This window comes from Arthrobacter sp. HS15c (assembly GCF_040812005.1).
Taxonomy (GTDB): domain Bacteria; phylum Actinomycetota; class Actinomycetes; order Actinomycetales; family Micrococcaceae; genus Arthrobacter.
In genome coordinates this window covers 170,193-196,672 of sequence record NZ_JBFOHM010000011.1, presented here as the reverse complement: position 1 = coordinate 196,672, position 26,480 = coordinate 170,193, and the positions used below count along the sequence as shown (strand labels likewise).

Annotated in this window: 28 protein-coding genes; 15 read left to right on the top strand and 13 right to left on the bottom strand. The window is 65.9% G+C overall.

From position 1 onward, the window contains the following. Positions 1-4: 4 nt before the first annotated feature. Positions 5-250, top strand: coding sequence for a hypothetical protein (locus ABV518_RS18855; protein WP_367770075.1), 246 nt, complete (start codon positions 5-7; stop codon positions 248-250). Then, entirely contained in the window at positions 247-564 is a 318-nt protein-coding gene (locus tag ABV518_RS18850) for a hypothetical protein (RefSeq protein ID WP_367770073.1), read from the top strand. Before ABV518_RS18855 ends, ABV518_RS18850 begins: the two co-directional genes overlap by 4 nt. A gap of 55 nt (positions 565-619) precedes the next feature. On the opposite strand, the gene ABV518_RS18845 is transcribed toward ABV518_RS18850, so the two are convergent. After that, positions 620-967: a GntR family transcriptional regulator gene (locus tag ABV518_RS18845; protein WP_367770070.1), complete on the bottom strand. Its 348-nt coding sequence runs from the start codon at positions 965-967 to the stop codon at positions 620-622. Positions 968-1,011: 44 nt separating this feature from the next. Here ABV518_RS18845 and ABV518_RS18840 point away from each other — a divergent pair, with 44 nt between their 5' ends. After that, entirely contained in the window at positions 1,012-1,839 is an 828-nt protein-coding gene (locus ABV518_RS18840; protein ID WP_367770067.1) for a hypothetical protein, read from the top strand. On the opposite strand, the gene ABV518_RS18835 is transcribed toward ABV518_RS18840, so the two are convergent. From ABV518_RS18835 to ABV518_RS18820, 4 genes are read right to left on the bottom strand one after another with little or no spacing between them, the layout of a single operon-like run. Then, on the bottom strand, positions 1,825-2,325 hold the full coding sequence (locus ABV518_RS18835; protein WP_367770064.1) for an N-acetyltransferase family protein: 501 nt from the start codon (positions 2,323-2,325) through the stop codon (positions 1,825-1,827). The two genes, ABV518_RS18840 and ABV518_RS18835, sit on opposite strands and share 15 nt — an antisense overlap. Positions 2,326-2,334: 9 nt before the next feature. Continuing rightward, positions 2,335-3,207 (bottom strand): alpha/beta hydrolase, encoded by an 873-nt coding sequence (locus tag ABV518_RS18830; protein ID WP_367770061.1) that lies wholly within the window; start codon positions 3,205-3,207, stop codon positions 2,335-2,337. 20 nt (positions 3,208-3,227) lie between these two features. Then, entirely contained in the window at positions 3,228-3,719 is a 492-nt protein-coding gene (locus ABV518_RS18825) for a DUF3592 domain-containing protein (RefSeq protein WP_367770059.1), read from the bottom strand. A 24-nt stretch (positions 3,720-3,743) separates the two neighbouring features. Further along, entirely contained in the window at positions 3,744-4,313 is a 570-nt protein-coding gene (locus tag ABV518_RS18820) for an AAA family ATPase (RefSeq protein WP_367770056.1), read from the bottom strand. A gap of 78 nt (positions 4,314-4,391) precedes the next feature. Here ABV518_RS18820 and ABV518_RS18815 point away from each other — a divergent pair, with 78 nt between their 5' ends. Together ABV518_RS18815 and ABV518_RS18810 are read left to right on the top strand one after the other, a co-directional pair. Beyond that, positions 4,392-4,889, top strand: coding sequence for a DinB family protein (locus ABV518_RS18815; protein ID WP_367770053.1), 498 nt, complete (start codon positions 4,392-4,394; stop codon positions 4,887-4,889). A gap of 157 nt (positions 4,890-5,046) precedes the next feature. Beyond that, positions 5,047-6,387, top strand: a complete 1,341-nt coding sequence (locus tag ABV518_RS18810; protein WP_367770050.1) for an amidohydrolase family protein — start codon at positions 5,047-5,049, stop codon at positions 6,385-6,387. A gap of 14 nt (positions 6,388-6,401) precedes the next feature. Here ABV518_RS18810 and ABV518_RS18805 read toward each other — a convergent pair whose 3' ends face one another. The 5 genes from ABV518_RS18805 to ABV518_RS18785 are packed head-to-tail and all read right to left on the bottom strand — an operon-like array spanning position 6,402 to position 12,789. Beyond that, positions 6,402-7,121: a DUF624 domain-containing protein gene (locus ABV518_RS18805; protein WP_367770047.1), complete on the bottom strand. Its 720-nt coding sequence runs from the start codon at positions 7,119-7,121 to the stop codon at positions 6,402-6,404. Between the two features lie 8 nt (positions 7,122-7,129). Next, on the bottom strand, positions 7,130-8,776 hold the full coding sequence (locus tag ABV518_RS18800) for an extracellular solute-binding protein (RefSeq protein WP_367770044.1): 1,647 nt from the start codon (positions 8,774-8,776) through the stop codon (positions 7,130-7,132). A 5-nt stretch (positions 8,777-8,781) separates the two neighbouring features. After that, complete coding sequence (locus tag ABV518_RS18795; RefSeq protein WP_367770041.1) at positions 8,782-9,723, bottom strand: carbohydrate ABC transporter permease; 942 nt, start codon at positions 9,721-9,723, stop codon at positions 8,782-8,784. 11 nt (positions 9,724-9,734) lie between these two features. Beyond that, positions 9,735-10,715 carry an ABC transporter permease gene (locus ABV518_RS18790; protein WP_367770038.1) on the bottom strand — a complete coding sequence of 327 codons (981 nt, stop codon included), beginning with the start codon at positions 10,713-10,715 and terminating at the stop codon, positions 9,735-9,737. A 10-nt stretch (positions 10,716-10,725) separates the two neighbouring features. Next, entirely contained in the window at positions 10,726-12,789 is a 2,064-nt protein-coding gene (locus ABV518_RS18785; RefSeq protein WP_367770035.1) for a beta-galactosidase, read from the bottom strand. A 344-nt stretch (positions 12,790-13,133) separates the two neighbouring features. On the opposite strand from ABV518_RS18785, the gene ABV518_RS18780 reads away from it, so the two are divergent. Next, complete coding sequence (locus ABV518_RS18780; protein WP_367770033.1) at positions 13,134-14,522, top strand: phosphomannomutase/phosphoglucomutase; 1,389 nt, start codon at positions 13,134-13,136, stop codon at positions 14,520-14,522. Between the two features lie 127 nt (positions 14,523-14,649). On the opposite strand, the gene ABV518_RS18775 is transcribed toward ABV518_RS18780, so the two are convergent. From ABV518_RS18775 to ABV518_RS18765, 3 genes are all read right to left on the bottom strand, one after another. Further along, complete coding sequence (locus ABV518_RS18775) at positions 14,650-15,585, bottom strand: 2-hydroxyacid dehydrogenase (RefSeq protein WP_367770030.1); 936 nt, start codon at positions 15,583-15,585, stop codon at positions 14,650-14,652. Beyond that, on the bottom strand, positions 15,582-16,364 hold the full coding sequence (locus tag ABV518_RS18770; RefSeq protein ID WP_367770027.1) for a DeoR/GlpR family DNA-binding transcription regulator: 783 nt from the start codon (positions 16,362-16,364) through the stop codon (positions 15,582-15,584). The genes ABV518_RS18775 and ABV518_RS18770 overlap by 4 nt, the downstream gene beginning before the upstream one ends. A gap of 72 nt (positions 16,365-16,436) precedes the next feature. Then, on the bottom strand, positions 16,437-17,579 hold the full coding sequence (locus tag ABV518_RS18765; RefSeq protein WP_367770024.1) for a Gfo/Idh/MocA family protein: 1,143 nt from the start codon (positions 17,577-17,579) through the stop codon (positions 16,437-16,439). 137 nt (positions 17,580-17,716) lie between these two features. Here ABV518_RS18765 and ABV518_RS18760 point away from each other — a divergent pair, with 137 nt between their 5' ends. The 9 genes from ABV518_RS18760 to ABV518_RS18720 all read left to right on the top strand — a co-directional run bounded on the left by ABV518_RS18760 (position 17,717) and on the right by ABV518_RS18720 (position 26,451). Next, the gene (locus ABV518_RS18760; protein WP_367770022.1) at positions 17,717-18,631 is read left to right on the top strand and encodes a PfkB family carbohydrate kinase; all 915 of its coding nucleotides are present in this window, start codon (positions 17,717-17,719) and stop codon (positions 18,629-18,631) included. A 16-nt stretch (positions 18,632-18,647) separates the two neighbouring features. Beyond that, the gene (locus ABV518_RS18755; RefSeq protein WP_367770019.1) at positions 18,648-19,532 is read left to right on the top strand and encodes an aldolase; all 885 of its coding nucleotides are present in this window, start codon (positions 18,648-18,650) and stop codon (positions 19,530-19,532) included. Positions 19,533-19,625: 93 nt separating this feature from the next. Next, positions 19,626-20,912: an ABC transporter substrate-binding protein gene (locus tag ABV518_RS18750; RefSeq protein WP_367770017.1), complete on the top strand. Its 1,287-nt coding sequence runs from the start codon at positions 19,626-19,628 to the stop codon at positions 20,910-20,912. Continuing rightward, positions 20,909-21,871: a carbohydrate ABC transporter permease gene (locus tag ABV518_RS18745; RefSeq protein WP_367770015.1), complete on the top strand. Its 963-nt coding sequence runs from the start codon at positions 20,909-20,911 to the stop codon at positions 21,869-21,871. The genes ABV518_RS18750 and ABV518_RS18745 overlap by 4 nt, the downstream gene beginning before the upstream one ends. A 4-nt stretch (positions 21,872-21,875) precedes the next feature. Beyond that, positions 21,876-22,691 (top strand): carbohydrate ABC transporter permease, encoded by an 816-nt coding sequence (locus tag ABV518_RS18740; RefSeq protein WP_310166833.1) that lies wholly within the window; start codon positions 21,876-21,878, stop codon positions 22,689-22,691. Positions 22,692-22,731: 40 nt separating this feature from the next. Next, positions 22,732-24,171, top strand: a complete 1,440-nt coding sequence (locus ABV518_RS18735) for an NAD-dependent succinate-semialdehyde dehydrogenase (RefSeq protein ID WP_367770010.1) — start codon at positions 22,732-22,734, stop codon at positions 24,169-24,171. Further along, positions 24,172-24,915, top strand: a complete 744-nt coding sequence (locus ABV518_RS18730) for a sulfite exporter TauE/SafE family protein (protein WP_367770007.1) — start codon at positions 24,172-24,174, stop codon at positions 24,913-24,915. A gap of 88 nt (positions 24,916-25,003) precedes the next feature. After that, positions 25,004-25,153, top strand: coding sequence for a hypothetical protein (locus tag ABV518_RS18725; RefSeq protein ID WP_367770004.1), 150 nt, complete (start codon positions 25,004-25,006; stop codon positions 25,151-25,153). Between the two features lie 47 nt (positions 25,154-25,200). Then, a complete protein-coding gene (locus ABV518_RS18720; RefSeq protein WP_367770001.1) occupies positions 25,201-26,451 on the top strand; it encodes an AGE family epimerase/isomerase in 1,251 nt (416 codons plus the stop codon). The last annotated feature ends 29 nt before the right edge of the window (positions 26,452-26,480 follow it).

Here is a 26,480-nt window from a genome sequence, read left to right as displayed (position 1 = left end):
CGCCGTGGGAGAAGACCGTTCCGTGGACATCATTTTCGGTGCGATCGGCTTTGCAGCGCTCCTGATGTTCGGGATCGCGGTCATCCTGGCGCCCGGCGAAACGGCGCCCGGCCTCGTGCTCCTGATCTGCGGGGCCTCCGCCATGATCGCCGGCATTGCCGCCTCCTTGGGCGCGGACGACGGCGGGCGGCGGGCGGCCGTCGTCCGAGTTCAGCTAGCCAGCGTGCCGCGCGGGATAATGGAGGCATGACGGATCAGGACCGTGAGCTGTGGGATGAGTTCGACAGGCTCAAGCCCGCCGCCGGCGACCGCGTGGAGGGGTACCCGGGCGGAGAACCTGTGGGCTTTGGCTTCCGCACGGGCGTGCGCAGCGCCAGGGTGGCCCTTGGGTTCGCCGTGTATGCGCTCGTCCTCGGAACAGTCCTGGTTTCACTTGGAGTCATCTATTTCATCAGCGAAAGCCAGTGGCTGATGCTTGGACTGATGGCCCTGATCGAGGCCGGCTTCGTCTTTGCCTTCCTGAGGCTGGTCCGCCAGGCCCGCAACCGGCGCTCCCTGCAGTAGCCGGCCTCGGCTGTCGGCCGGACAGTCCCGCATTTCCCCGGAACCGCCGTGAGAGTCAGTCCGCATTCCGGATGATCTCGATGAGTTCATCCACACGGACGCCGTGCGTGCGGGCGTAATGCACCAGCTCGCGGGCCTGCTTGATGACCTGTCCGCGTTCGGGGATCCCCACCACGGAGATGCCGCGGCCCCGGCGGAATTCCAGAATTCCTTCGTCGCGCAGAAGCCTGAGGGCACGGAGGACAGTGTTGGTGTTCACGCCCAACACTGCGGCCAGGTCCTTGGCGGGCGGAAGGCGCTCGCCAGGCTTGGCCTCACCTTCGGCGATGGCCCGGCGGAGTTCCATGGCGACCTGCTCGAAGAGGTCGGCGGGGTCATCCTTGCGCACCTTGACTGTCAACATGGTGCTAGTAAGATTAGCACCATCTTGGGAAACAGGAGGCAGCCATGACTGTCACCGATGGCCCCCGGACGCTGCGTCCCCAGGAGCCTTTCGAGAATATAGAAACCCCAGTCGTGCTGATCCCGGAGGCGAGGCAGCGGGCACGGCGGAGGCGCCGGTGGTACGCGTTTGCCGCCCTAGTCGCCCTCGGCGCAGCCTCGCTCGCCGTCTTCGGAAGGCCGGATCCCCCTCCGGATCTGGCTCCGTGGGGCGACACCGTCATAGAAGGGCCCTCCGTTGCTGCCGGGCAAGACTCCACTGCGGGCATCATCGCCCACCATGGCATCTACCACTTTGGCTGGATCCTCGTATACGACGACGGCAGGGTGATCGAAGCCAAGGAAGTCGAACCGATGCAGCGGCGACTGTCCAGCAAGGGCCTTGAACTAGTCCGCTCCGGGGCAATTCATCCGGGGTCCCTCATGGTGAAGCCCCCTTCAGAACTACCGGATGGCATCTGGGTTGATTCCGAGGCCACCGAATACACACCCTCTGCGTACGCGGCCTGCTTCGACCCACCCGGCCTGTCCAAGGCAGGGATGGGACCGGCCCTGGCTGACCTTCGTGAGCTGCAGCGCGGACGGGAGCGGATTTACCTCGATGTGGACATCTTTACCCGGCAGTTCGACCCCACGGCGGGGCCGTTCGACTGCTTCGAAGTCAAGGCCCAGGAGATGCCCGAAACCTTCGCCGCCATCAGGAACGCAGGCTTCGCGGGATTCGACGAGCCGGACCTGCGCCAGCAAGGTTGCGTCGAGATCGCGCTGGGAGTCCCGGTCCTGTGCTTCCACGCCGTACTGCCCCACGGCTCATGGGTTCTATGGGGAGGATGACCGGACCATCCGGAATTCCGCCAGGCTTTCCCACTCGGGCGGAAGCTGCCCCCGTTTTCCGTCGGGTCGGAAGCCGTGCTTGACGTAGAAGGCCAGCGCCCGGGGGTTGTCCTCAAGCACCCAGAGGTAGGCCGGAGACTCCCCGATCGCGGCACGCAGCAGGGCCGCCCCGAGTCCGGTGCCGTGCGTGCGGGCCAGCGTGTAAATCGAGTACAGCTCAAGCTCAACGGGACCGTCCTCGTCGCGGCCCGGACCGGCGTCGGCCAATCCCACCACCTCACCGTCGGCGTCCACGGCAACGATCCGCGGGTCAGCAACGTCCAGGTGGGGCCGACGGCGTTCCACGCGTTCGGGGATACTGTCACGGCGGGCGCGGAAAAACTCCGGGGACAGCAGGTGCGGGTAGCACTCCTCGTGGGCCAGGGTGTGCATGCGCACCACGGCCTCCGCGTCCTCGGGCGTCGCCTGGCGAAGCTGGAAATCCATGATTCCAGCCTAACCAGCCGGCTCGTTGACCCAGCCGACCTTGCCGAGCCAGCCGGTCAGGATGGGCAGGACCACGGCACTGTTCATGGCGCCGAGATGGTCGAGCCCGGGAAGGACCTGCACATCCCAGCCGGCAGCCATGAGTTCCATTCGATGCGCGGCAAGGGGTTCACCGATCCGCACCTGGACGCCGCCCCATTGCGGGCTGTAGTCGATCTGGTCGTCTGCCCCGGCGAAAGCGAGCCGCGGCAGGTCACGGGGCACGGCGGCAGCAGCGTCGTCGAAGTCCTGGAGTGCTTCGTAGAGGGTGACGAACTGGCGTGTTTGGGCCTCGGTGGTCTGGACGGCGGCGGAATCCCAGTCGCCAGGCTCGGCGTCGTCGACCGGAATCCAGGCCGGGTCAGGCTCCTGGCCGGACATCGCATGCGCGGCGCGGGTGACGGCCAGCATGCTCTGGTACGGCCCGTCGAGCGGCGGAAAGCCTCCCATGGCCAGCGCCCGGAGGCGGTCGGTGCGGAGGGCAAGCTGGAGTCCGCTGAGCGCGAGCCACGAGTAGCCGTAGTAGCCGAAGACGTCGGCTCCGGCGGCGTCCGCGATGGCCAGCAGGTCAGCGGCGAGGTTGTCCGGAGTGAGCGTCTCCGCAGCCGGGTGTGCCATCCGGTGGCCTTCGTAGTCAGCCGTGATCACCCGGTTTGACCCGGACAGTCCACGGACCAAGGTCGGCCCCAGATCAGGGTCCCCGCCCCACTTCCGCATGGTCTCGGCGTCGGCCTGCGCATATGGCTCCAGGCGGACAGGCAACAGCAGGGCCGGCCCTTCGCCGTGGATGGTGACGGGGATGATAGACCCGTCATGGAGGACGGCCTCAGCAGTTTCAACCACGTTGATCCCCTTTCAGGCGGCTAGCCGGTGGCCTTGTTTCGGCGCTTTCTCAATCCCATCCAGGAGCAGACAGCCAGGAAGAGGCCGATACCGCCGAAAATGAACGTCAGGACAACGCCCACGCCCCTTAGAAATACGCCGTCGCTTTCAAATCCGACCACCGTTGCCTGGGCGGGATCGGACAACCGGTGCACCACCGTGACTTCATCGCCGACCACGGGATGCTGATGATAGTCCACCATGATCCACTCGTGGTGTGCTGATCCGTCGGCTGACTGGAACTCCACTTTCATCTTGCGGTCGGAGGCCTGCGCTTCGTCGTGGAACTCAGTGACCATTCCGGGGACCTGTTCTCCGGTCCGCACCAGCTCAGCGTCGGCATTGATCTGGAACGTGCCAACAACCATCAGGATCGGGCCAAGGCAGATCACAAGCGCTGAAAACGCGAAGTTGGCCCGCATTCCCCACGATATTCTCGGCGTGCGGTTCACGGTGGCGTTAGGCGGGGTCACGCACCCATTCTGCCGCAGCGACGGTCAGCCGGTGACCGCTGGAACCAGGGACCGGCGGAGCCACTCCTCAACCTCCCGCCGCGAACGCAGCCGGACGACGACGATGTGCCGGTATTCGCTGACGACTTGCGGCATCAGCGCCGTGTACTTTCGCCGCGTCCGGATTGCCCAACGGACAATATGCTCACGGTCGGTGAAGAACGTCCGCAGCGGCGCCTCAAAGTTGCCGTTCCACAGTTCCTCACGGCGCAAACGACGGCGGACGGTCCGCTTCACGACGCGCGGCAGGGTCACGCGCACGAAGGGAAAGTCGAGCCAGACGAGGAGGTCAGCACGCTCGGCAAGAAGTGGCCGCGCGGCATCGTACTGCCACTCCGTGGTCCAGGCGTCGGCGCTGACGAACGAGCGCAGATCGGCGAGGAACTCGGCCCGCGGCATCCAGCCCGGGCCATGGAAAATGGCGTCAATCTCCAGGTGCGGGCCGCCGATGATCTCCGCGATCCGACTGGCCAGAGTCGTCTTGCCTGCACCAGACACGCCAGCCACCAGGACCCGCTTCGGCCGGCGCGGAAGAGGATCGCAATAGGAACGCATGAATCGACCCTAATACCGGGATGCAGGCTCCTCCCGCCGGCTGTAGCCCCCGGACATACCCCTTGCTAGGCTCCGACCATGACTTCCCACCCTCAGAGTTTCGCCGACGACGTCACCCACCAGCCAGCGCGCGCCCAGTTCGATGCCTTCCTGGACGAGCACCGCATCGCGCTCAACGATAGCCTCAGCGGGCTGACCGAGGAGCAGGCCCGACGGCGGCTGGTGCCTTCCCGCACCACGATGCTGGGCCTGGTGAAGCATGCGACGTTCGTCGAAAGGGTCTGGTTCGACGAGGCCATCACCTGCCGGCCACGCAGCGAGATTGGTATTCCGGCGACGCCGGACGAGTCGTTCATCCTCGACGATGTCGACACCATCGCTTCCGTCCAGCAGGCACACCGCGAAGCCTGCGAAGCGTCCCGGCTCGCTGCCGCCTCCCTGGGGCTCGACGATCTGCTCCCCGGCAACCGGCGGGGCCCGCTGCCGCTGCGCTGGGTCTACCTGCACATGCTGCGGGAGCTGGCCCAACACTGCGGCCATGCCGACATACTCCGCGAACAGATCCTCAAACAATAATCAGATTTGGAATACCAGAACGTCCTATCGTCCGGGATGCGAGACTGAAGACGGCACAAATACCTATACACGAGCGGGAGACTGGCCGTACTTTGGAATACCAAGTACCCTATTTGTCAGCCGCTCACTCCCCCAGGCGGCCTTCCCCAAGGAGCCAATGATGTGCCTTCATGACCACACTTCCGCCCCCGCGCTGCCGGCCAACCTCCCCCGCCGCGGCATCCTGGCAAGCGCCGCCGCCCTCGCCGGAATCTCCGTGGCAACCATCGCCGCCCAGATCGGCGGCGCCCCGGCCGCCCACGCCGCGGAACGTCCCTCCGGCCCCAACTACCACGGCAGCCCCCTCACCCATCCGGCCCTCATCATCGAGGGCGGCACCATCGTGGATCCCAAGACGGGTGAGGCCGTGGAGGACGGCGTCCTGGTGCTCGACGGCGGCAAGGTGGCCGCCGTCGGAACCCGCGACGCCACACGCAAGGCCGTTGCCGCCGTCGCCGGCCGGGCCCAGGTCCTGAACGCAACGGGCCGCTGGGTGCTCCCCGGCCTGATCGACGTGCACGTCCACGCCAACGCGTTCGCCGATGCCCGGGCCATCCTGCAGGGTGGCGCAACCAGCGTCCGCAGCGGCTCCAGCAGCTTCTACCAGGACGTGGCCCTCGCCGCGCTTCCGGGCTGGGCGCCCGGAGTCTCCCCGCGCATGACCCCCGCTGGCCTGTTCATCTCCCCCGAACTCGGCGATTCGCTGCTGGCCGACCCCGACCTCGCGCCGCTCGCCACCCTCACCAGCGGCGTCAAGGACCCCGCCGACCTGGCATACCTGACCCGGATCAACCTCAAGCGTGGAGCCCAGGTCATCAAGACCCGCGCCAACCCGCGGGCCGGCCTGCCGGAGCAGGATCCGCGCGAACTGGTGTACAACCAGGAGCAGCTCTCCGCCGTGGTCAAGGCAGCGAACGGCGCAGGCGTGCTCTGCCATGCTTACAGCGCGGAGGGTATCGACGGCGCCGTTCGGGCCGGGGTGCGCAGCATCGAGCACGGCGTCTTCGTCACCGAGGGCACCATCGCCGAGATGGCCCGCCGCGGAACCTACTTCACGCCCACCATGGACGCGATCACCTCGATGGCGGCGTCCGCCAACCCGATCCTCGCCGCACGAGGGCAGGAGTACACACCTATCCTGCAGGCCGCCGTCCGCGCCGCCCACGAAGCAGGCGTAACGATCGTGGCCGGCACCGACTCCTTCGGAACCGACGTCACCCCCATCGGCACGGAAGCGCGGCTCCTGGCAGAGGCTGGCCTGTCCCCGCTGGAGGCGCTGCAGTCAGCCACCGTCCATGCCGCCCGGCTCCTGGGCCTCGGAGACGACGGCGGGCGACTGGTGCGCGGCGGGTTCGCCGACGCGATCGTAGTGGACACCGACCCCCTGGCCGACGCCTCGGCGCTGGAAAAGGTCAGTGCTGTGGTGGCCCAGGGAGCCGTGGTCCGCAACGAGCTCTAAGTTTCGGAAGGCCCCTACGACGCTGAATCCTGAACCGTGAACTTCTGCTCGATGAACTTCAGCATCGGCCGCGAGTTCAGGCAGATCAGGTACATCAGGGGACCTGCGATGACGATCAGCAGCCCCGCGGTGGTGGCCGTGAGCAGGAACGCCGTGATGAACAGGATCCCCGCGTTGCCCAGCGACACGCGCTTCTGCGCCCCGAGGCAGTACAGCGAGAGACGGTAGAGGTCCCGGGTCCTGAACGTGAACCGGGACAGCAGCAGCATGGCCGTCACACCGGCGGTCGCCACCAGGAGCCCCAGCCCCAGCAGCCCCACCCGCGCGGCTGACTGGGCTGGGTTCCCGGCGTCGAACGTTCCCGGGAGGAACAGAAGATTAACGACGACGGCGGCCAGCACCGCGACGTACGGCACCCAGGCCGCGAGCGCCTGGCCGAAGTTGGCCCGGTAGCCGCGGACAAAGTCGCGGAACACACCGGTGTCCTCCCCCGCCAGCAGCCGGTTGAACGCGTACGCCGCGGCCACCAGGGACGGACCCACCGGCACAAACGCAACCAGCACCATGACCCCGGCCAGCAGGGCGGAACCGCCAGCCAGCGTGACCAGCACCGGCGCCAACACCAGCAGGATGTTGGCGAGCACCAGCAGCACGTCGGCCACCATGACCCCGTAGACCACTCCGGCCGCCCTGAACAGCGGACCGGAGCCGTACTCCGCCTTCTTCTGTGCCACGAACTGCCCTACTTTTTGTCTGTGTACGCCTTGTAAGCCTTGTTGGCCAACTCTACGTACTTGGACTGGCCCTTGGCGTCGAGCTCCTTCACGTAGGCGTCGAACTCGCTGAGGTTCCGCTGGCCGGTGATGAACTTCAGGGTGTTCTGCTTGACGTGGTCCTTCAGCGGGGTAAGCACCAGGGTGGCCTGCTCGCGGTCCACGTCGCTGAACGGCACGGGCGGAGCCACGGCCTTGGGCTTCTTGGACTTCATGGCCTTCTGGAACGCCAACTCCTCCTCGTTGAACGTGGAGTTCAGCAGGTCGGTGGTGCCGCCGTAGGCGAAGTTGCCTCCGGAGAATCCGTACTCCATCCGCAGGTCCTTGGTGCCCGCCGGGTTCAGGCCCTGGAAGTTGATGTCCTTGGCCAGGACCCGCTTGCCGTCCTCCTTGGTAAATGTGGTGCCCTCCACGCCCCACTTGGAGAACTCCTGCCCGGCGTCGCTGTAGAACAGCCAGTCGATGAACTGGATCAGCGCCACGAAGCTGTCCTTGTCCTTCACGGACGAGTTCAGCATGATGCCGTTCTCCAGCCGCGAGCCGCCGATAATGTCGCCGGCCGGGCCGCCGGGCACCGTAATCTTGCCCACCGCAAAGTTGCCCTTGCCCAGGGACTGTTCCATGGACGTGCGGTACGTGATGATGTTCTGCGAGTTCGCGCTGATCACGAACGACTTGCCGGAGACGAACTTCTGGATGGCCGAATCGTCGGTCTGGGTGAAGCTCTCCGGGTCCATCAGGCCCTCGGAAACCAGCGAGTTGAAGTACTCCAGCAGCTCCTTGAACTTCCCGGTGCCGGCGCCGAACTCGAACTCCTTCTTGGACTCGTCAAAGTTCAGCCCGTCCACCAGGCCCCAGCCGGCCACGGTGCCGAACGCGTTACCCGCGATGTTCAGGACACTGTCGCCCTTGAAACGGTCGGAGAAAGGCACGACGTCGGGATAAGCCTTCTTGAGCGACCGCAGCACCTCGCGGAACTCATCCCAGGTCTTGGGCTCGGCAATGCCTTCCTTCTGCAAAATGTCCTTGCGGAACGCCAGCGAGTAGTCCGGCCACAATTCCTCGTGCAGGCCCGGCAGCACATAGTACTTGCCGTCCTCCTGGGTGAGCCCGGCGATCTCCGGCTCCAGCTTCCACTTCTTGACCTTGTCCTGGAAGTGCGGCATCAGGTCCACGTAGTCACTGACCGGCAGCACGGCGCCGGAGGAAACGTACGCAGATTCCTGGCCCGGGTAGGTCTTGGCGATGATCTCCGGGGCGTTGCCGGAGCTGATGAGCAGGCTGCGCTTCTGCTCGTAGTCGCTGCTGGGCACGATGGTGGTCTCCAGGGTGACGTTGTTGTCCGAAGCCATCTTGGTGAACAGGAGCCAGTCCTTCTTATACGGGTAGGTGGGCTGGTCGCTGAAGAGGAAGCTGAACGTCAGCGGCGCCGTCGCCTTGAACGTGTCCCCCACGCCAAAGCTGTCCATGGCGCCGGTACGGGCCTTGGAGGTGTCCACCTCGGCGGACTCGGAATCGCAGCTGGTCAGCATCAGGCCGATGGTGACAACGGACGCCAGGCCGAGGAAATCTCGTCTGCGGAGCTCTCGTTTTGGGATCATTGGATGTCCTTTCATAAGGGTTACTCCTTGACGGAGCCGAGCATGACGCCCGAAAAGAAGTACTTCTGGACGAACGGGTAGATGCACAGGATGGGGATGACGGTCAGGACGATGGTGACCGACTGGATGTTGGCGGCGATCTGGCCCACGTTTTCCGCGGTGCCGCCGGCGGAGCCCGCGGTGGTCACACCCGCGATCATGTTGCGGAGGTAGATGGTCACCGGGAACAGCTCCGGTCTGTCCAGGTAGAGGAAGGCCTGGAACCAGGAGTTCCAGTTGGCCACGGCGTAGAACAGCACCATGGTGGCCACGATGGCCTTGCTCAGCGGCAGCACCACCCTGAAAAGGACGCCGTACTGGGTGAGGCCGTCAATGGCGGCGGCTTCCTCCAGTTCGCGGGGCATGTTCTCGAAGAACGACTTCATGATCAGCAGGTTGAAGACGCTGATGGCGTTGGGCAGGACCACGGCCCAGATGGAGTCCCGCATGCCCAGCGAGCTGATGAGCACGTAGTTGGGGATCAGGCCGCCGTTGAAGAACATGGTGAACACTGCGATGCCGATGAACACGCCCCGGCCTTTGAGGTCCTTCTTGGCGATGGCGTACGCGAACGACGTGGTCAGCACCATGGAGATGGCCGTGGCCACCACCGTGTAGAGGACCGTGTTGCCGTAGTTGTTCCAGAACGTGGAGTCGGCCAGGATCAGCTTGTAGGTCTCCACGTTGAAGCCCAGCGGGAACAGGTTCACCTGCCCCGCGTTGATGAACCCCTCGCTGGAGAACGACTGCGCCACGATGTTCAGGAACGGGTACACCGTCAGGAACACCACCACCAGCAGGAACGCCAGGTTGAACACCCGGAACGCCCGCATGCCGCGGGAGACTTTCATGTCCTTGACCAGGACGCCGGTTTCTTTCCTGGCCGCTTTCGAAGCCGGCCGTTTCTGGAGAATTCCAGTCATTGCAGTCCCTTTCACCACAGGCTCGTTCCGGCGAGGCGCTTGGAGATGGCGTTCGCGGAGAGGATCAGCGTGAGGCCGATGACGGATTCGAACATCCCGATCGCGGCCGCGTAGCTGAAGTTGGACGACTCCAGGCCCACCCGGTACAGGTAGGTGGAGATGACATCGGAGGTTTCGTAGTTCAGCGGGTTGTAGATCAGCAGGATCTTCTCGAAGCCCACGGCCATAAAGGTGCCGATGTTCAGGATCAGGAGCGTGATGATGGTGGGCCGGATGGCCGGCAGCGTCACGTGCCAGGTCTGCTGCCAGCGGTTGGCTCCGTCGATCCGTGCCGCCTCGTACAGCGACTCATCCACCCGGGTCAGCGCGGCCAGGTAGAGGATGGCGCCCCAGCCCATGGTCTGCCACACCTCGGAGCTGATGTACATGGGCCGGAACCAGGACGCGTCCTGGGTGAAGTTCACCGTGGTCCCGAACAGGGATTCCGCGATCTGGTTCACCGTGCCGGTCATGGAGAAGTTCTGCAGGATCATGCCGGCGATGATCACCACGGACATGAAGTGCGGCAGGTACGCCACGGTCTGGACGAACTTCTTGAACTTCTGCGAGCGCAGTTCGTTCAGCATCAGTGCGAAGATGATGGGCATCGGGAAGCAGAACAGCAGGGTCAGCACACCCAGGACGATGGTGTTCTGGAACGCCTGCCAGAAGCTGGGGTCGTTGATGAACAGGGTGACGTACTTCAACCCCACCCACTTCTCGCCGAAGATGCTCCCACCGGGCTGGAACTGCCGGAAGGCGATCACGTTCCCGGCCATCGGCAGGTAGCGGAACACCGCGAAGTACAGCAGCGGCAGCGCCACCAGGGTGTAGAGGCGCCAGTCCCGCTTCAGGGCGAGCTTCCAGCCGTTGGGCTTGTTCCGCGGTTTGTCCTTGGTGCCGGGCGGGTCCGCGGTGACCGCCTCGGGAGGTACTTCCAGTCGCATGGCCATGGTGTTTCTCCTACCGGACGGATTCTGCGGGGACGTTTTCTTCTTCCAGGACGAGCACGCCGTTGGCGGCGAGCTCCACGGTTCCCCGGAGCTGCGTGCCGGTGAGCCGGTCGGTGCCGCCGCCCTGCACGTCAACGCTGACCGGGGCGTCGTTATGGTTCAGGACCAGCAGGTAGCTGCGACCGTTGCCAGTACGACGGCGGACCTGGACTCCCAGCGGCGCGGCCAGTTCCGGGCGGATCCCCGCAGCCCCGCGTTCGGCGGCGAGCAGCTCCTCCAGGAAGGTGCTGTCCACCCGGGCGGACAGGTAGACGGCGGTGCCTTTGCCGAACCTGTTGCGGGTAACAGCAGGTGAGCCGGCGAGCCGGCCCGAAGCATAGCTGGCGAGGACGTCCGCTGTTTCGGTGTGCAGGTGCTCAGTCCAGTAACTCGCTGAGGCCGTGCCGCCGTCGGACGTTGAAAGCTTGACCTCCTCCCCCTCGCCGGCGAGCGGGTGCATTTCCTCGCTCCAGGCGCCCAGCACATTCCGGAGCGCCCCGGGGTAGCCGCCCAGGCGGATGGTGTTGTCCGGGTCCACGATGCCGGAGAGGTAGCTGGCCACCAGCCGCCCGCCGTCGGACACATAGTCCTCGAACCGCTGCGCGGACTCATCGGTGAGCAGGTACGACGCCGGCAGGACCACCAGGCTGTACCCGCTGAGGTCGCCCTTGGTGTCCACGAAGTCCACCGGGATGTTGGCGTCGAAGAAGGGCCGGTAGAGGCGGAGGACTTCCTGGGGGTAGTTCAGGTCCGAGCGCGGCGAGTTGCCAAGCTCCAGGGCCCACCAGCAGTCCCAGTCAAAAACGATGGCCACCTTGGCGGCGGAGCGGGTGCCGGTGATGCCGCGGAGGCCTTTCAGTTCCTGGCCCAGCTGGCAGACTTCGCGGAAGACGCGGGTGTTGGGGCCGGCGTGGTTGACCATGCCGGAGTGGTAGCGCTCGGTGCCGCCCTTGGCCTGGCGCCATTGGAAGAACAGGATGGAGTCCGCGCCCTGGGCGATTGCCTGGTAGGAGCCCAGCCGCATTTTGCCGGGGAGCTTGGAGACGTTCACGGACCACTGGCTGACGGCGGCGGTGGCCTGCTCCATGACCAGCCACGGCTGGCCCTTCTTCAGCGAGCGCATGAGGTCGAAGTTGAGGGCGGCGGCCACGTGGGCGTCCGCTTCGCGCGGGTCCGGGTAGATGTCCAGCGCGGCGGCGTCCTCCTCCGCAGCCCAGGCCCAGTAGTCGTTGTTTTTGTAGAAGCGCATGAAGTTGGTGACCACCGGCAGGTCCGGGGTGTGCCCGCGCAGGATGTCCCGTTCGGCCTTGTAGTGCTCCAGCATGGAGTCCGACGTGAAGCGGTGGTAGTCCAGGCGGCGGGACGGGTTGGACCAGGTGCGTGGCTGGGCGGGGGCGTTGACCTGGGCCCAGTCCGAGTAGACCTGGCCCCAGACGTCGGTGCTCCAGGCCTGGTTGAGCTCTGCCAGGCTGGCGTATTTGGCTTGGAGCCATTTGCGGAAGGCACGGTCTGCGTGCGGGCCGTAGGAGACCGGGCCGTATTCGTTGTTCACGTGCCACATGCAGAGGGCGGGGTGCTTGGCGTAGCGCTCCCCCATCTTTTCCGCCATTGCCAGGGACTTTTCCCGGTATGCCGGGTGGGAGACGTCGAAGTGCTGGCGGGAGCCGAAGCCGAAGGTGGTGCCGTCCGCCAGGACCGGCAGGATGTCCGGATGCTGGGCGATCAGCCAGGCCGGCGGCACGGCGTCCGGGGTGGCCAGGTCCACGCCGATGCCGTTGGCTTGCATCAGGTCCATTACGTCATCGAGCCAGCCGAAGTCGTACACGCCGTCGGCGGTTTCGAGGCGGCTCCAGGAGAAAACGGCCAGCGTGACCAGGTTAACGCCGGCCTCCTTCATCAGCCGGACGTCCTCCTGCCAGACCTCGCGCGGCCACTGCTCCGGGTTGTAGTCGCCGCCGTAGGCAATGCCGCCCAGGCGTTCGTGCAGGCCTTTCAGGCGGTCTTCGGCAGTGCTGGTGTACGGCTCGCTGGTCATCGTTGTCCTTTGGTTGGCACGTTGGCCGCACGGTTCCCAACCATGCGACCTGCATCACACGTAGAAACTATCGTAAACTTTACGCAATAACAACACCCCTCGAAAAGGAACCCCACTCCCACTATTGCTAGGCACCAGAACGCCTATGGAGGCGCGAACGTACACCTGGGGCCCCTGGCGGTATCGCCATAACCGACTTGAAGCTGCCGATGCGCTTGTTGTTTACGAGTTATTTTGGAAACTATCGGACCCGCGGCCGGCAGTCAGCCCAGCCCACCTGCTAAAGTTGTGTTGAAATTCCAACACAACTTGTTTGCATTGCCACTACTGCCCCGGGGAGCACCATGGACCTGTCACCGTCTTTCAAGGCCTACGACGTGAGGGGCCTCGTTGGCATCTCCATCACGGCCCAAAGCGCCGAAGCCGTGGGCGCCGCGTTCGTCGACGTCCTGGGCCTGTCCGGCCAGACCATCGCCTGCGGCGGCGACATGCGGCCGTCCTCGCCCGAATTCAGCCGCGCCTTCGCAGCCGGTGCCGCGCGGCGCGGGGCACACGTCCTGGAACTCGGCCTGATCTCCACGGACGAGCTCTATTACGCATGCGGCGCCCTGGACATGGCCGGGGCCATCTTCACCGCGAGCCACAACCCCGCCGAATACAACGGCATCAAGATGGCCAAAGCCGGAGCCGTGCCGGTTTCCTCCGAAACCGGCCTCGACGCCATCAGGGACCTGGCCCAGCAATACCTTGACAACGGGATCCCCTCAGCCCCGATCGAGGGCACCATCTCCAAGCAGGACGTCCTGGCCGGCTACGCCGAAAAACTCCGCTCGCTGGTACCCCTGGACGGAATCCGGCCGCTCAAAGTGGTGGTGGATGCGGGCAACGGCATGGCAGGCCTGACCGTACCGGCGGTCCTGGGCGACCAGTTCCACCCGGCCCTGCCCCTCACCGTGGTTCCGCTCTACTTCGAACTCGATGGCACGTTCCCGAACCACCCCGCCAACCCGCTGGAACCTGACAACCTCCGTGACCTGCAGGCCGCCGTCGTGGCCCACAAGGCGGACCTCGGGCTGGCGTTCGACGGCGACGCCGACCGCTGCTTTGTGGTGGACGAGACCGGAAGGCCAGTGACGCCGTCGGCCATCACCGCGCTGATCGCGGTCCGTGAGATCCGGCGCGCACAGGCCGCCGGGGAAGCCGAGCCGGTCATCATCCATAACCTGATCACCTCCCGCGCCGTGCCGGAAATTGTTGCCGAAGCCGGCGGGCGGCCCGTGCGGACCCGTGTGGGGCACTCCTTCATCAAGGCAAGGATGGCCGAGGAAGGCGCCGTGTTCGGCGGCGAGCACTCCGCGCACTACTACTTCCGCGACTTCTACAACGCGGACACGGGCATGCTGGCCGCCATGCACGTCCTGGCGGCCCTCGGCGAACAGCGCGGTCCGCTGTCGGAGCTGGCCCGCGAATTCGAGCCGTACACCGCCAGTGGGGAGATCAACTCCTCTGTTGAGGGGGTTGCGGCCACGGTTGCACAGGTCAAGGCCAGCTATGAAAACGCGGGCACCATTGACGAACTCGACGGCCTCAGCGTGATCGATGAGGCCGGAAACTGGTGGTTCAACCTGCGGCCGTCCAACACCGAAGAGCTGCTCCGGCTCAACGTCGAAGCCTCCGACGCGGCCACCATGCAGCAGGTACGGGACGCGGTCCTGGAACAGATCAGGCGCTGAAGCCTCGCCGTCGCCCAAATCGCCGGAACGGTGCCGGGACGCTGATGCGCTCGGGCGACACCGAACCGTTCCGGCGATTTCGACGGCGACTCAGGGCTGAGCCAACCGATCCTGGACGTCGAGGGGGTTACTCGGCCACTGAATCCCGGCCCAGGACCACGTTCACCGGTTCCTGGCCTGCAAGCAGCACGGAGATCTGCTTGCGGACCAGTCTGGCCATCCGCGGGAGCATGGCCGAGCTGGCCCCGCCCACATGGGGCGTGATCAGCACCCCGGGCACTGTCCACAGCGGGTGGTCCGCCGGCAACGGCTCGGGGTCGGTCACGTCCAGCGCGGCCCGCAGCCTCCCCGAGGAAGTCTCACGAAGCAGGGCATCCGTGTCCGCCACCGGACCGCGTGCCACGTTGACCAGGAGGGCTCCGTCGGGCATCGCGGCCAGGAACTTCCGGTCCACCAACTTCTGTGTCCGGTCGCTCAGGGGCACACTGACCACCACGATGTCGTGGAGCGGCAGCTGGTCATACAGCGCATCGATTCCGTGGATGCGGCCCCGCTCATCGTCGCGTTCACGGCTGGCCATCCGCGTCACATGGGTTTCGAACGGCAGGAGCCGGGCCTCGATGGCCTTGCCCACTCCCCCGTAACCCACCAGCAGCACGCGCCGGTCGGCCAGGCTGGGACGCTGGTTGTTGTCCCAGGTCCCCGTCGCCTGGTTCCGCACAAAGTCCGGAATCCCGCGCTGGCTGGCAATCATCATGCCCAGGGCGAGCTCCGCTGTGGACGTCTCATGGACCCCTGCCGCGTTGGCGAAAAGGCAACCCGCGGGCAAAACGGCCGCGACGCCGTCGTACCCAATGGACTGGCTCTGCACGAGCCCCACCTCAACACCGTCCAGTGCGGCCAGCGCGCCCGGCTTGCCCATGTAGGGCGGCACCAGGAGGTCAAACTGTTCCGACGGCGGCGGGCCGGCCAGGTCCCACAGCACAAAGTCGACGCCGGCGGAGGGGCCTACGGCATCCAGCAGCCTCTTGTCCGGCAGGCTCACGCGCAGGCGGGCCGTCACCGCGCCACCACCAGTTTGACGTTGGCGGCCCGGAGCGCGGCCTCGATCTCCCGCGGCGGCGGAGCATCGGTAACCAGGATGTCGGCCGCGTCAAACGCCGCCAGCCGGGCCAGCGCGTACCGCAGCATTTTCTGGTGGGTGGCCACCACCACCACCTGTTCCGCGGAATTCATCAGCGCAATCTTGGTGGCGCGTTCCACATCCCGTTCGATGTAGAACGCCTCGTCATGGATCCCACTGACCCCGATGAACGCCGTTTTTGCGCGGAGGCCCGCCGCGGCGGAGACCGTCATGGGCCCGTTGAAGGCCTGGCTGTCCAGGAGCAGCTCGCCGCCGAGGCAGATGGTCCGGGCCGAGGTGAGCTGCAGGCAGCGCTGGATGGCGGGGGCCGAGTGCGTGATGATGGTGCCTGCAAACGACGCCGGCAGCTCCTGGGCGATCTGGTACGTGGTGGTACCGGCGTCCAGGATGATGGCGTCCCGCTCGCTGATCATCGACACACAGGCCTGCGCCACCCGCAGCTTCGCGTCGGAGTCCTCCCGGACCCTGGCCGCGAAGTCTGCGTTCTGCCCGCTGGCGTTGACCGCGCTGACTCCGCCGTGCACCACCCGCACCAGCCCCTTTTGGGACAGCACGCGGGTGTCCCGCCGAACCGTCATGTCCGAGACCGCGAACGTTTCGGCGAGGTCCATCGTGGAGATGAACCCCCGCCGCTCGAGCTGGTCCAGGATGGTCCGTTGGCGGGGCGTCAGCGGCGCCTCTTCATGTGAGCTGCTCATATCCCCTTCTCCTGCTTCCCTTAGCCGGATGCGTTAACCTGGCAGCGTGTTGCAATTCCAACACAAATCTACTTAATGCCTGGCCCCTGCGCCCGCATTCAGCAGTTCCACGGGGCGTCCTTCGATGATGGAACGCTCGGCCGCGAGGCCCATGCGGACGGACTGGAGGCCGTCGGCCACGGTGACTTCCACCGGGCCCTCGCCCAGGATGGCCTTACGGTAGCCAAGGTGCTCGTAGTACGTGGAACCGTGGTGGGCACCCGCCGCGAGCACGGCTTCATCGACGGGAACCTCATGCAGCTCCGGACCGAGCGGCGACCGCGGGCTGAACTCCACTGTGGCTTCGGCTTCGTCGCCCTCGATCCAGTGGTTGGCCGCCACCGGAATGAGGGTCTCGATCTTGGCGGCATCGCCCACGATGGAGATGCGCTCCTGGAACTTGGAGCCTTCGGCGAACATGGACAGCTCCAGCATGGCCCGGCGGCCGCCCTTGAAGTCCACAATCACGTAGGCGTTGTCGATCATGTCCGAGACCCTGCCGTCGTAGACCTCGTCCATGTGGTTGACGTCGTGGCCGCCGCTTGCGTAGACACGGACCGGCTCGTCCTGCAGGATCAGCCGCATCAGGTCAAAGAAGTGGCAGCACTTCTCCACCAGCGTTCCGCCGGTCCGTTCGGCGAAGCGGTTCCAGGCGTCCACCTTGTGAAGGAACGGGAACCGGTGCTCCACGATGGACAGCATGTAGATGTTTCCCAGCTTGCCGCCGTGGGCTGCCTGGATGATCTCCTGCACCGGCGGCATGTACCGGTATTCCATGGCGACCCAGACCGGGGCAGGGTAGCCGGCGGCGAGGGACTCAAGCTCGTCGGCCTGCTCCGCCGAGGTGCACACCGGCTTCTCCACCAGCACGGGCAGGTTGGTGCCGCTGGCGAAGATGTCCTTGAGGATGGCCAGGTGCGTGTCGTTGGGGCTGGCGATGACCAGCGCATCGACCAGGCCGGACGCGAGCAGGTCCTGGTGGCGGGAGAAGGTCTGTACCTCGTAGCCGATTTCCGCTGTGGTTTCCTCCAGCGACGACGGCTGGGGATCGGATACGGCGGTGATGTGGCTTCCCGGGATCAGGGCAAGGTTCCGGACATGTTCGCGGGCCATGTGGCCGGCACCGATAAGGCCGTAACGAATGGTCCGGACCGATTCCGCAGAAGGCAATGACATGTGCTGCTCCGTTTCTCTACGTTGAGTATGGGACCGCGGCGTTGCATCCCAAACAGAACTATACCGAAAGTGTTGTTATTCCAACATAGCGTGTGTATATTTCTTCAGTACAAGCCGTGACTACAACGAGGTGGAACGTGTACCAACCCTCATCAGGAACCCTGCTCTTCATAGGCTGCGCAACTCTTGACTCCATTGCACTCGTCCAGGATTACCCTGCCGCAGACAGCCGCACCGTCGCCACAGACTTCGCCACCGCAGGCGGCGGACCCGCGGCAACCGCAGCCGTTGCCGCAGCCCGGGCCGGCGCAAACACCGCATTCGCCGGAGTCCTGGGAACGGACGAGGAAGGCGACCGCATCATCAGCGGCCTGCAGGCAGAAGGCGTGGACACCTCAGCGGTGATCCGCGATCCCGCCGTCAAAACAGGCGCCAGCGTGATTGTGGTGAGCACGGCCTCCGAAAGCCGGGCCATCGTCACCCGCCCGGTGCCGCCGGTCAGCTTCCCTGCGGAGGGCCGCTTCCGCGAACTGCTGGACTCCGCTGCCTGGGTCCACGTGGACCACCTGGGCTGGAACGCCGTCGCCGCCATCCCCGGGCTGAACCCCGGCGACCTGAACATCAGCGTGGACGCCGGAAACCCCATCCCTTCCTTCAGCCCGCGCGGCGTGGCCCTCTATGTGCCCACCATCGAGCGTCTCCGCGCAGAGTACGGCGAGGAGCTGGCCGTTGAGGAACTGCTCCAGAAAGCCATCGACGACGGCGCCTCCGCCGTGGTCGCGACGGCCGGCGCCGAGGGCGCCTGGGTGAAATCCGGAACCGGCCCCGCCGTCCATGTTCCGGCCACGCCGGCCACCATCCTCTCCACCCTCGGCGCCGGCGACGTCTACCACGGTGCCCTCCTCGCCGCTGTTGCCGCCGGCCTCCCGCTGGTGGACGCCGCAGCTTTCGCCGGCCGGACCGCCTCAGCCTCCTGCGAAGGACTGGATGGCCGTTCCAAGATCCCGCACCAGACCATTACTCCTGTCCTTGCCACCAACCACACCGCCTAGCTGAAAGAAGCAGCACATGACCCTCACAGACCTCTCACCCCTCCAGCGCCCGTCCGGCGCCTTCGCGATGCTCGCCGTGGACCAGCGCGAGGCGATGCGCAACATGATCGCCGAACACCAGGAAGCCCCCGTCACGGACCAGGACCTCCAGGACTTCAAGCTCCAGGCCGCCAAAATCCTCACCCCCTACGCCTCCGGCGTCCTCATCGACCGGCAGTTCGCCCTCGACCAGGCCATCGAGGACGGCGTGGTTGACCCCGGCTGCGGACTCATCGCCTCCGCCGACCACTTCGAATCCGCGCACGGCGAGCTGGTGGGCGAAGTGACCATCGACCGCCTCGTGGACCCGCACAAATACGCCGCCCTCGGCGTCAAGGCCCTCAAGCTGCTGGTGCTCTACCGCCCGGACGAGCCCGCCGACGGCCGCGTGTCCATGGTCCGCGAATTCGTCGAGATCTGTAAGTCCGCCGGGCTGATCAGCATCATCGAACCTGTTTCCCGCAAACCGCTCTCCGGGGACGACTTCGACTGGAACGCAGGCATCCTGGCCGCTGCCAAGGAACTGGGCAGCCTGGGCGCGGACCTCTACAAGGCCGAGGTCCCCTTCAAGGGCCAGGCACCCGAAGCCGACGTCCGCGCCGCCTGCGCAGACCTGACCAACGCCATCGATGGCCCGTGGGTGGTGCTGTCCTCGGGCGTCCCGGAGGACGTTTTCCCCGACGCCGTCCGGTGGGCCTGCCTCGAAGGTGCCAGCGGCTTCCTCTCCGGACGCGCCGTGTGGGCGTCCTGCATCGGCGCCCCCGACGTCGTCGAATCCCTCTCGACGGACGCCGTCCGGCGGCTGCAGCGCCTCTGCGCCGTGGTGGACGACGTCGTCTCGTCGCAAAAGACCAGTGCATGAGCAGTCCCGACGCGCGCCAAAGCGCTTCCAGGTGACAGCCATTCCGCAGGAAAACAAACAAGGCACAGCAAAACACTCAACGAGGAGAATATTGTGAGTCAGATTTCACGCAGGCAGGCCATCGCGATTCTCGGAGCCCTGGGCTTCGGAGCAACCGCGGCAGCATGCGCCGGACCGGGCGGCACCACAGCACCCGGCGGTGCAACGGGTCCGGCCGCACCCGCCACCGGCAACGTCACCGGCAAGGTGTCCTTCGCCCACTGGCGCGGTGAGGACAAGGTGGTGTTCGACGAACTCATCAAGAAGTTCGCGGCACTGCACGACGGCGTGGAGGTGGTCCAGGACATCTCCACCTCCAACGACTACAACGCCCAGGGCCTGCAGAAGGTCCGCGGTGCAGCCATCGGCGACGCGTTCGCCACCTTCCGCGGCGCCCAATTCAAGAACTTCACCGAGGCGGGAATCTACACCGATCTCAAGGCCAGCAAGGCGGCAGCCAACTACCAGCCGGGCCTCCTCACCGCCGGCCAGTCAGGCGAGAACCAGCTGGGCCTGCCCTACCAGGTGGTCTTCCCCATGCCGATGGCCAACGCCGACCTGTTCGATAAGGCCGGCGCGGAGATCGCCCCGAAGGACTGGGACGGCTTCCTGGCGATGTGCGAAAAGCTGGCAGCCTCCGGGGTCACTCCCATCTCCTGGCCAGGCGGCGACGTCGGAAACGGCGGCCAGCTGTTTAACTGCATGATCGCCAACAACGCCCCGGTGGATGACATGTGCGCCCAGATCGAGCAGGGCAAGCTCAAATGCACCGACGACTGGTTCCTGAAGATGCTGGGCCAGTACAAGGAACTGGTCCCGTACCTGCAGCCCAACGCCACCGGCACCGCGGTGGAGCCGGCGCAGAACCTGTTCTCCCAGGGCAAGGCCGCCATGCTGGCCACCGGTTCGTACCACATTGCCGCGGTCCGCGGACTGGGCGCCCAGTTCCCCATCGAACTGGTCTTCCCCAATACTTCCGACGGCAACGGCAAGTTCGAGGGCGCCTACAACGCCACGTTCATCCTGGGCGTCAATTCGGCAAGCAAGAACCAGGCCGCCTCCGCGGCGTGGATCGACTTCCTCTCCGAGCCCGAGAACGCCGGCTACTACGCCAACAAGACAGCCCAGCACGTGGCCGTGAACAACGTGGAGTACACCAACGCCGACCTCAAGCGGCTCAGCCCCTGGCTGGAAAAGAAGACGGCCCTCGCCGCCAGGTTCCAGTTCCAGAACCTCGATGTCCGCAACGCCGTCGAGGCCAGCGCCACCGCCGTCATCTCCGGCACCAGCCCCGAACAGGCAGCCGAGGCCGCACAGAAGATTGTGGACGAACGGCTATGAGCACCCATACCGGGACCGCCGCCCCGCGCAAAGCGGCGGACGGCCGTACCGCCCCGAAAGAGCCCAAGGTGCACCGCCGCTCCCCCACCCGGGTGAATCCGGCACTGTACCTCTTCCCGCTGCCCGCCGTCGCCATCATCGCGTTCTTCCTGGTGATGCCCACCCTGCAGGCGTTCCAGTACGCCATCACGGACTGGAACGGCTTCTCCGCAACGTTCAACTACGTGGGCGTGGACAACTTCGTCCGTGCCTTCACCAAGGACTCGCTCTTCACCAACGCGCTGACGAACAACCTGAAATTTGTGCTGCTGGTGGTGATCGCGCAAACAGTATTCTCGTTGCTGCTCGCGTTGCTCCTGACCAAGAACTCGCGCGGAAGCATCCTGCTCCGGGCCCTGTTCTTCTTCCCCACCATCCTGTCCTCGGTCTCCGTGGCCTTCATCTGGAAGTTCATCTACGACCCCAACTTCGGCCTGGCCAACGCGGTCCTGGGCGGCGTGGGCCTGGAGGCCCTCCAAGGCTCCTACCTCGGCAACAACGCCCAGGCACTGTACTGGGTGGCCGTCACGCAGGTCTGGTTCCACGCCGGGCAGATGATGGTGGTCTACATCGCCGGCCTGCAGGCCATCCCGCGGGAACTCTACGAGGCAGCGGAGATGGACGGCGCCGGCAAATGGCAGCAGTTCAAATCCATCACCTGGCCGTTCGTGGCCCCGGCAACATCCATCGTCGTCGCCTACACCACCGTCCAGTCGTTCAAGGCCTTCGACCTGATCCTCGGCATCGCGGGCAACCCGCCCAAGCAGTCCCTGGACATCCTCTCCACCCGCATCTACAGCACCTTTGCCAACTCGGAGTTCGGCTACGCCGCTGCCCAATCGATCATCTTCATGGCGATGATCGCCCTGGTCACCTGGCTGCAGCGCCGGCTGCTCCGCCTCACCCCGAAGGGGGAATGACAGCATGCTCGCGTCAATAACCCGCCGCGGAATCCTTGGGATCTACGCGGTCATCATCATCGTTCCGCTGACCGTGGTGGGGTTCGGCAGCTTCAAGTCCACCCAGGAACTCTTCGCCGGGCCGTTCAGCCTGCCGCAGTCCCTCTCCCCGGCCAACTACGCCGAAGTCATCGGCGGCCAGGACCTGGGGTCGTCGTTTATGAACAGCGTCATTGTCACCGCGATCTCCGTTCCACTCACCCTGTTCCTGGCCAGCCTGGCCGGATACGCCATCTCCCGGCTCAAGGGGTTTATGGCCTGGGCCATCTTCGGCTTCCTGGTCCTGGGCATGGCCATCCCGGCGCAGGCCAACATGGTGCCGCTGTATGTCCTGTTCGGGCGGCTGGGGCTGCTGGACAGCCTGGCGGGCCTGGTGCTGGCCAACGTGGTGTCCACCCTGCCGATCGCGGTCTTTATCCTGGGCGGGTTCATGCGGACCCTGCCCAAGGAGCTCTACGAGGCATCCTCCATTGACGGAACGGGCCCGTGGCGAACATACGTGTCCATCGCCCTGCCGTTGTCGGCACCGTCGGTGGCCGCAGCAGCGATCTTCCTGTTCGTGATCCATTGGAACGAGCTGCTCTACCCGCTGCTGTTCATCCAGTCACCGGGCAACCGGACACTGCCGCTGGCGCTGCTCAGCTTCCAGGGCGAATTCCAGACCAACTACCCGCTCCTGTTCGCCGGCGTCATCCTGGCGTCCCTGCCCGTGGTGGTGGCGTACGTCTTCCTGCAGCGGTACTTCGTTGCCGGTATCACCGCCGGAGCAAGCAAGGGATGAGGACCCCGGACCTCCACCAGCCCAACGAAAGGCAACACACGTGAACCTGAAATCAGCCCGACACCTGGTGAATGGAACCTGGCACACCGCCGGCAGTTCCAAGGACGTCACCGACCCCGGAACCGGCGGCACCATAGGTGAAGTCGCGTGGGGCACGGCGGACGACGCCACCAAAGCGGCCGATGCCGCGGCCGACGCCTTCGGTTCCTGGTCCCGGACCACGGCCCGCAACCGGGCCGACCTGCTCCGCAACGCCGCCGACCTGCTGGCCGAACGCCGCGACGAACTGGCCCACACCCTGGCCCTGGAAGCCGGCAAACGGCTCCCGGAGGCCCAGGGTGAGGTGGATTTCTCGGTTGAATACTTCCGCTGGTTCGCCGAGGAAGTCCGCCGCTCCACCGGCACCGTCAGCCCGCCCGAACTCCACGGCCGGCGCCACCTCAGCCTCCGCAAACCAATCGGCGTGGCGCTCAGCCTCACCCCGTGGAACTTTCCCGTCTCCATCCAGGCCCGCAAACTCGCAGCAATGCTTGCCGCAGGCTGCACCGTGGTGGGCCGGGTCTCCGAAAAGGCGCCGCTCGCCGCCACCGGCCTGTTCGAGGTCCTGCACGACGCCGGGTTCCCCACCGGCGTCGTCAACGTGGTCCACGGACCTTCGCGCGAAATCACTGCCGCCCTGCTCCAACACCCGGCCGTGCGGGCCGTCAGCTTCACTGGATCCACCGGCGTGGGCCGCCTGATCATGGCCTCAGCTTCAGAACGCGTGGTCCGTCCGCTGCTTGAACTGGGCGGCAATGCACCGTTCATTGTCTTCGAGGACGCTGACCTGGATGCCGCCGTCGACGGTGCTGTCCTGGGCCGGCTCCGCAACACCGGCCAGTCGTGCGTGGCAGCGAACCGCTTCCTGGTCCAGGACAGCATCGCCGACGAGTTCACCCGGAAGCTGGGCGCGCGGTTCGATGCGATGAGCATCGGGCACGGCGTTCCCGACGGCGGCGCAGCGGTTCCGGATCTTGGTCCCATGATCGACGCCGAGCGGGTGGCCGCCGTGCAGGCCCTGGTGGACGACGCGCTCGCACGCGGCGCCCGCCGTGTCACGCAGCGGACCGATGTTCCGGCGCAGGGCGCGTTCATGGCCCCCACACTTCTCACGGACGTCCCCGACGACGCACCCCTGGTGAGCGAAGAGGTGTTCGGCCCGGCGGCCGGCGTCGTGACCTTCACCTCGGACGAGGATGCCATCCGCAAGGCGAACGCCACCGAGATGGGCCTCGCCGCGTACGTCTGGAGCCGCGATCCCAAGCGCGCCTGGGACATCCCCGAACGCCTGGAAGCCGGCATCGTGGGGGTCAATGATCCCCTCCCCTCCGTGGCCTTCGCGCCCATGGGCGGCGCCAAGCAGTCCGGCCTGGGCCGCGAAGGATCAAGCCTTGGCCTGGAGGAGTTCGAGGAGGTCCAGTACGTGGCCTGGAGGCCGTAAATGCTGACCACCGGGCTGGTGCTGGGCGCCATCGTCATGGGAGCCGGGATGCAGCGCATCACCGGCATGGGCTTCGCGCTGGTGGCTGCCCCCTTCCTGGTCCTGCTCCTTGGCCCGGTGGAGGGGGTGGTGCTGGTGAACGTCTGCGGCGCCGTGACGGCGGGGGCCATCATCTTCCGGGTGGTGCGGGACATCGACTGGAAGCGGTACGCGGCATTGGCGGCATCGGCGCTGCTGGGGATCATCCCGGCAGCCTTCCTGATCCGGCTCATCCCGCCGGCGGTGCTGGAGATCTCCATCGGGGTGCTCCTCGCCGTCGGGCTCACCGTTTTGCTTGGCCTCAAGTCCGCCACGCTGCCTCCGCGCCGCCGATACCTGTTCACGGCCGGCGGCCTGAGCGGCTTCATGAACACGGCGGCCGGGGTGGGCGGGCCTGCGGTCAGCATGTACTCCATCGCCACCCGGTGGCAGCACAAATCCTTCGCTGCGACCATGCAACCGTACTTTTTCACCATCGGCGTGTTCTCGCTGATCTCCAAGGCCCTCACTGCCCCCGCAACGTTCCCCGCGCTGCCATGGGGAATGTGGGTGGCCGTCGCAGTGGCCTGCCTCGCAGGGCTGGTGCTGGGCGACGTCGCTGCCCGGTTCGTCCCCGCCCGGGCCGCCCAGGTCCTGCTGATCGTCCTTGCGTACCTGGGAGCGGCTGCCACCATCATCCGCGGTGTGCTGGACGCCGTCGGCTAGTTGCCGATGCTCCACCAACCCCGTCCACTCAACCATCAACGAAAGGGCTGACATGGCTGTCGCCTCCCCCCAAGAAAACCTTCTGCGCGTGTCCACCAGCACCGGCGAGACCGTGACCCTGACGATTGATGCGACCGCTCCGGTCACCATCCAGCTTGAGGTTGGAGGACAGTGCAACTGCGGGGGCACCGCCCGTGTTGCCGGCGCCTACACAGATACCGACTTCGGCACCCACTAATCAAGCATCATTCCCAATCTGCACCCGCACCATGGAAAGGAAATAACATGACGTGGCTGAACAGTGCCGCTCACGCGCGATGGCTCGAGGCCGAAACCGATCGGCTGATCAATTTCGCCTCGGCGTCAAAGGTGCCCACCGGATTCGGCTGGCTCGACAACAACGGCGCCGTGTTCACCGACAAGCCGACCCACCTCTGGATAACCGCGCGGATGGTCCACAGTTTCGCCGTCGCTGCCCTGATGGGCCGGCCAGGCGCTGCGACACTCGTCGACCACGGCATCGCTGCGCTCAACGGAGTCTTCCACGATGATGAGTTCGGCGGTTGGTATTCCGAGGTGGACGGGAACGGACCGGTCAACGACACCAAGTCCGGCTACCAGCACTCGTTCGTGCTCCTCGCTGCTGCCAGCGCTGTTGCGGCCAAACGCCCGGGCGCCAGGGAATTGCTCGACGAGGCGCTGCGAATCGCTGACACGAGGTTCTGGGACCACGACGCCGGCATGTGCTTCGACTCGTGGAACCGGGAATTCACGGAAACCGAAGCCTACCGTGGCGGGAACGCGAGCATGCACTCCGTCGAGGCGTACCTCATCGTCGCCGATGTGACCGGGGAGAACCGCTGGCTTGAACGGGCCCTCCATATCGCCGAGGTGCTCATCCACGACTTTGCGCGCAACAACAACTACCGGGTATTCGAGCACTTCGACCCCGAGTGGAACCCCATGCCGGAGTACAACACCGATGACCGGGCCAGCCAGTTCCGCGCGTACGGCGGAACCCCGGGCCACTGGGTTGAGTGGGCACGCCTGCTCCTGCACGTCCGCGCCGGGCTCGAAGCCCGCGGCATGGAGGTCCCGGCGTGGCTGCTGGAGGACTCGCGGGGCCTGTTCGACGCCGCCATCCGCGACGCCTGGGAGCCGGACGGTCATCCGGGATTTGTCTACACCGTCGACTGGGAAGGCAAGCCAGTAGTCACCACCCGCATCCGCTGGGTTCCCGCCGAGGCAATCGGCGGCGCGGCGGCCCTCTACATCGCCACCGGCGAGCAGAAGTACGCGGACTGGTACGAGCGGATCTGGGACCACGCCCGCGACTGGTTCATCGACTACGAGCACGGGTCCTGGAAGCAGGAACTCGACGAAAACGGCAATGTCACCTCGACCGTATGGTCCGGCAAGGCAGACATCTACCACCTCTGGCACTGCCTGGTGGTCCCGCGCCTTCCGCTGGCACCCGGGCTTGCTCCGGCAGTCGCGGCGGGCCTGCTGGACGCACGGCTTGCTGCGGCCAGGTAGACGGGAACCTGCGGTCCGCTTGGGTACTG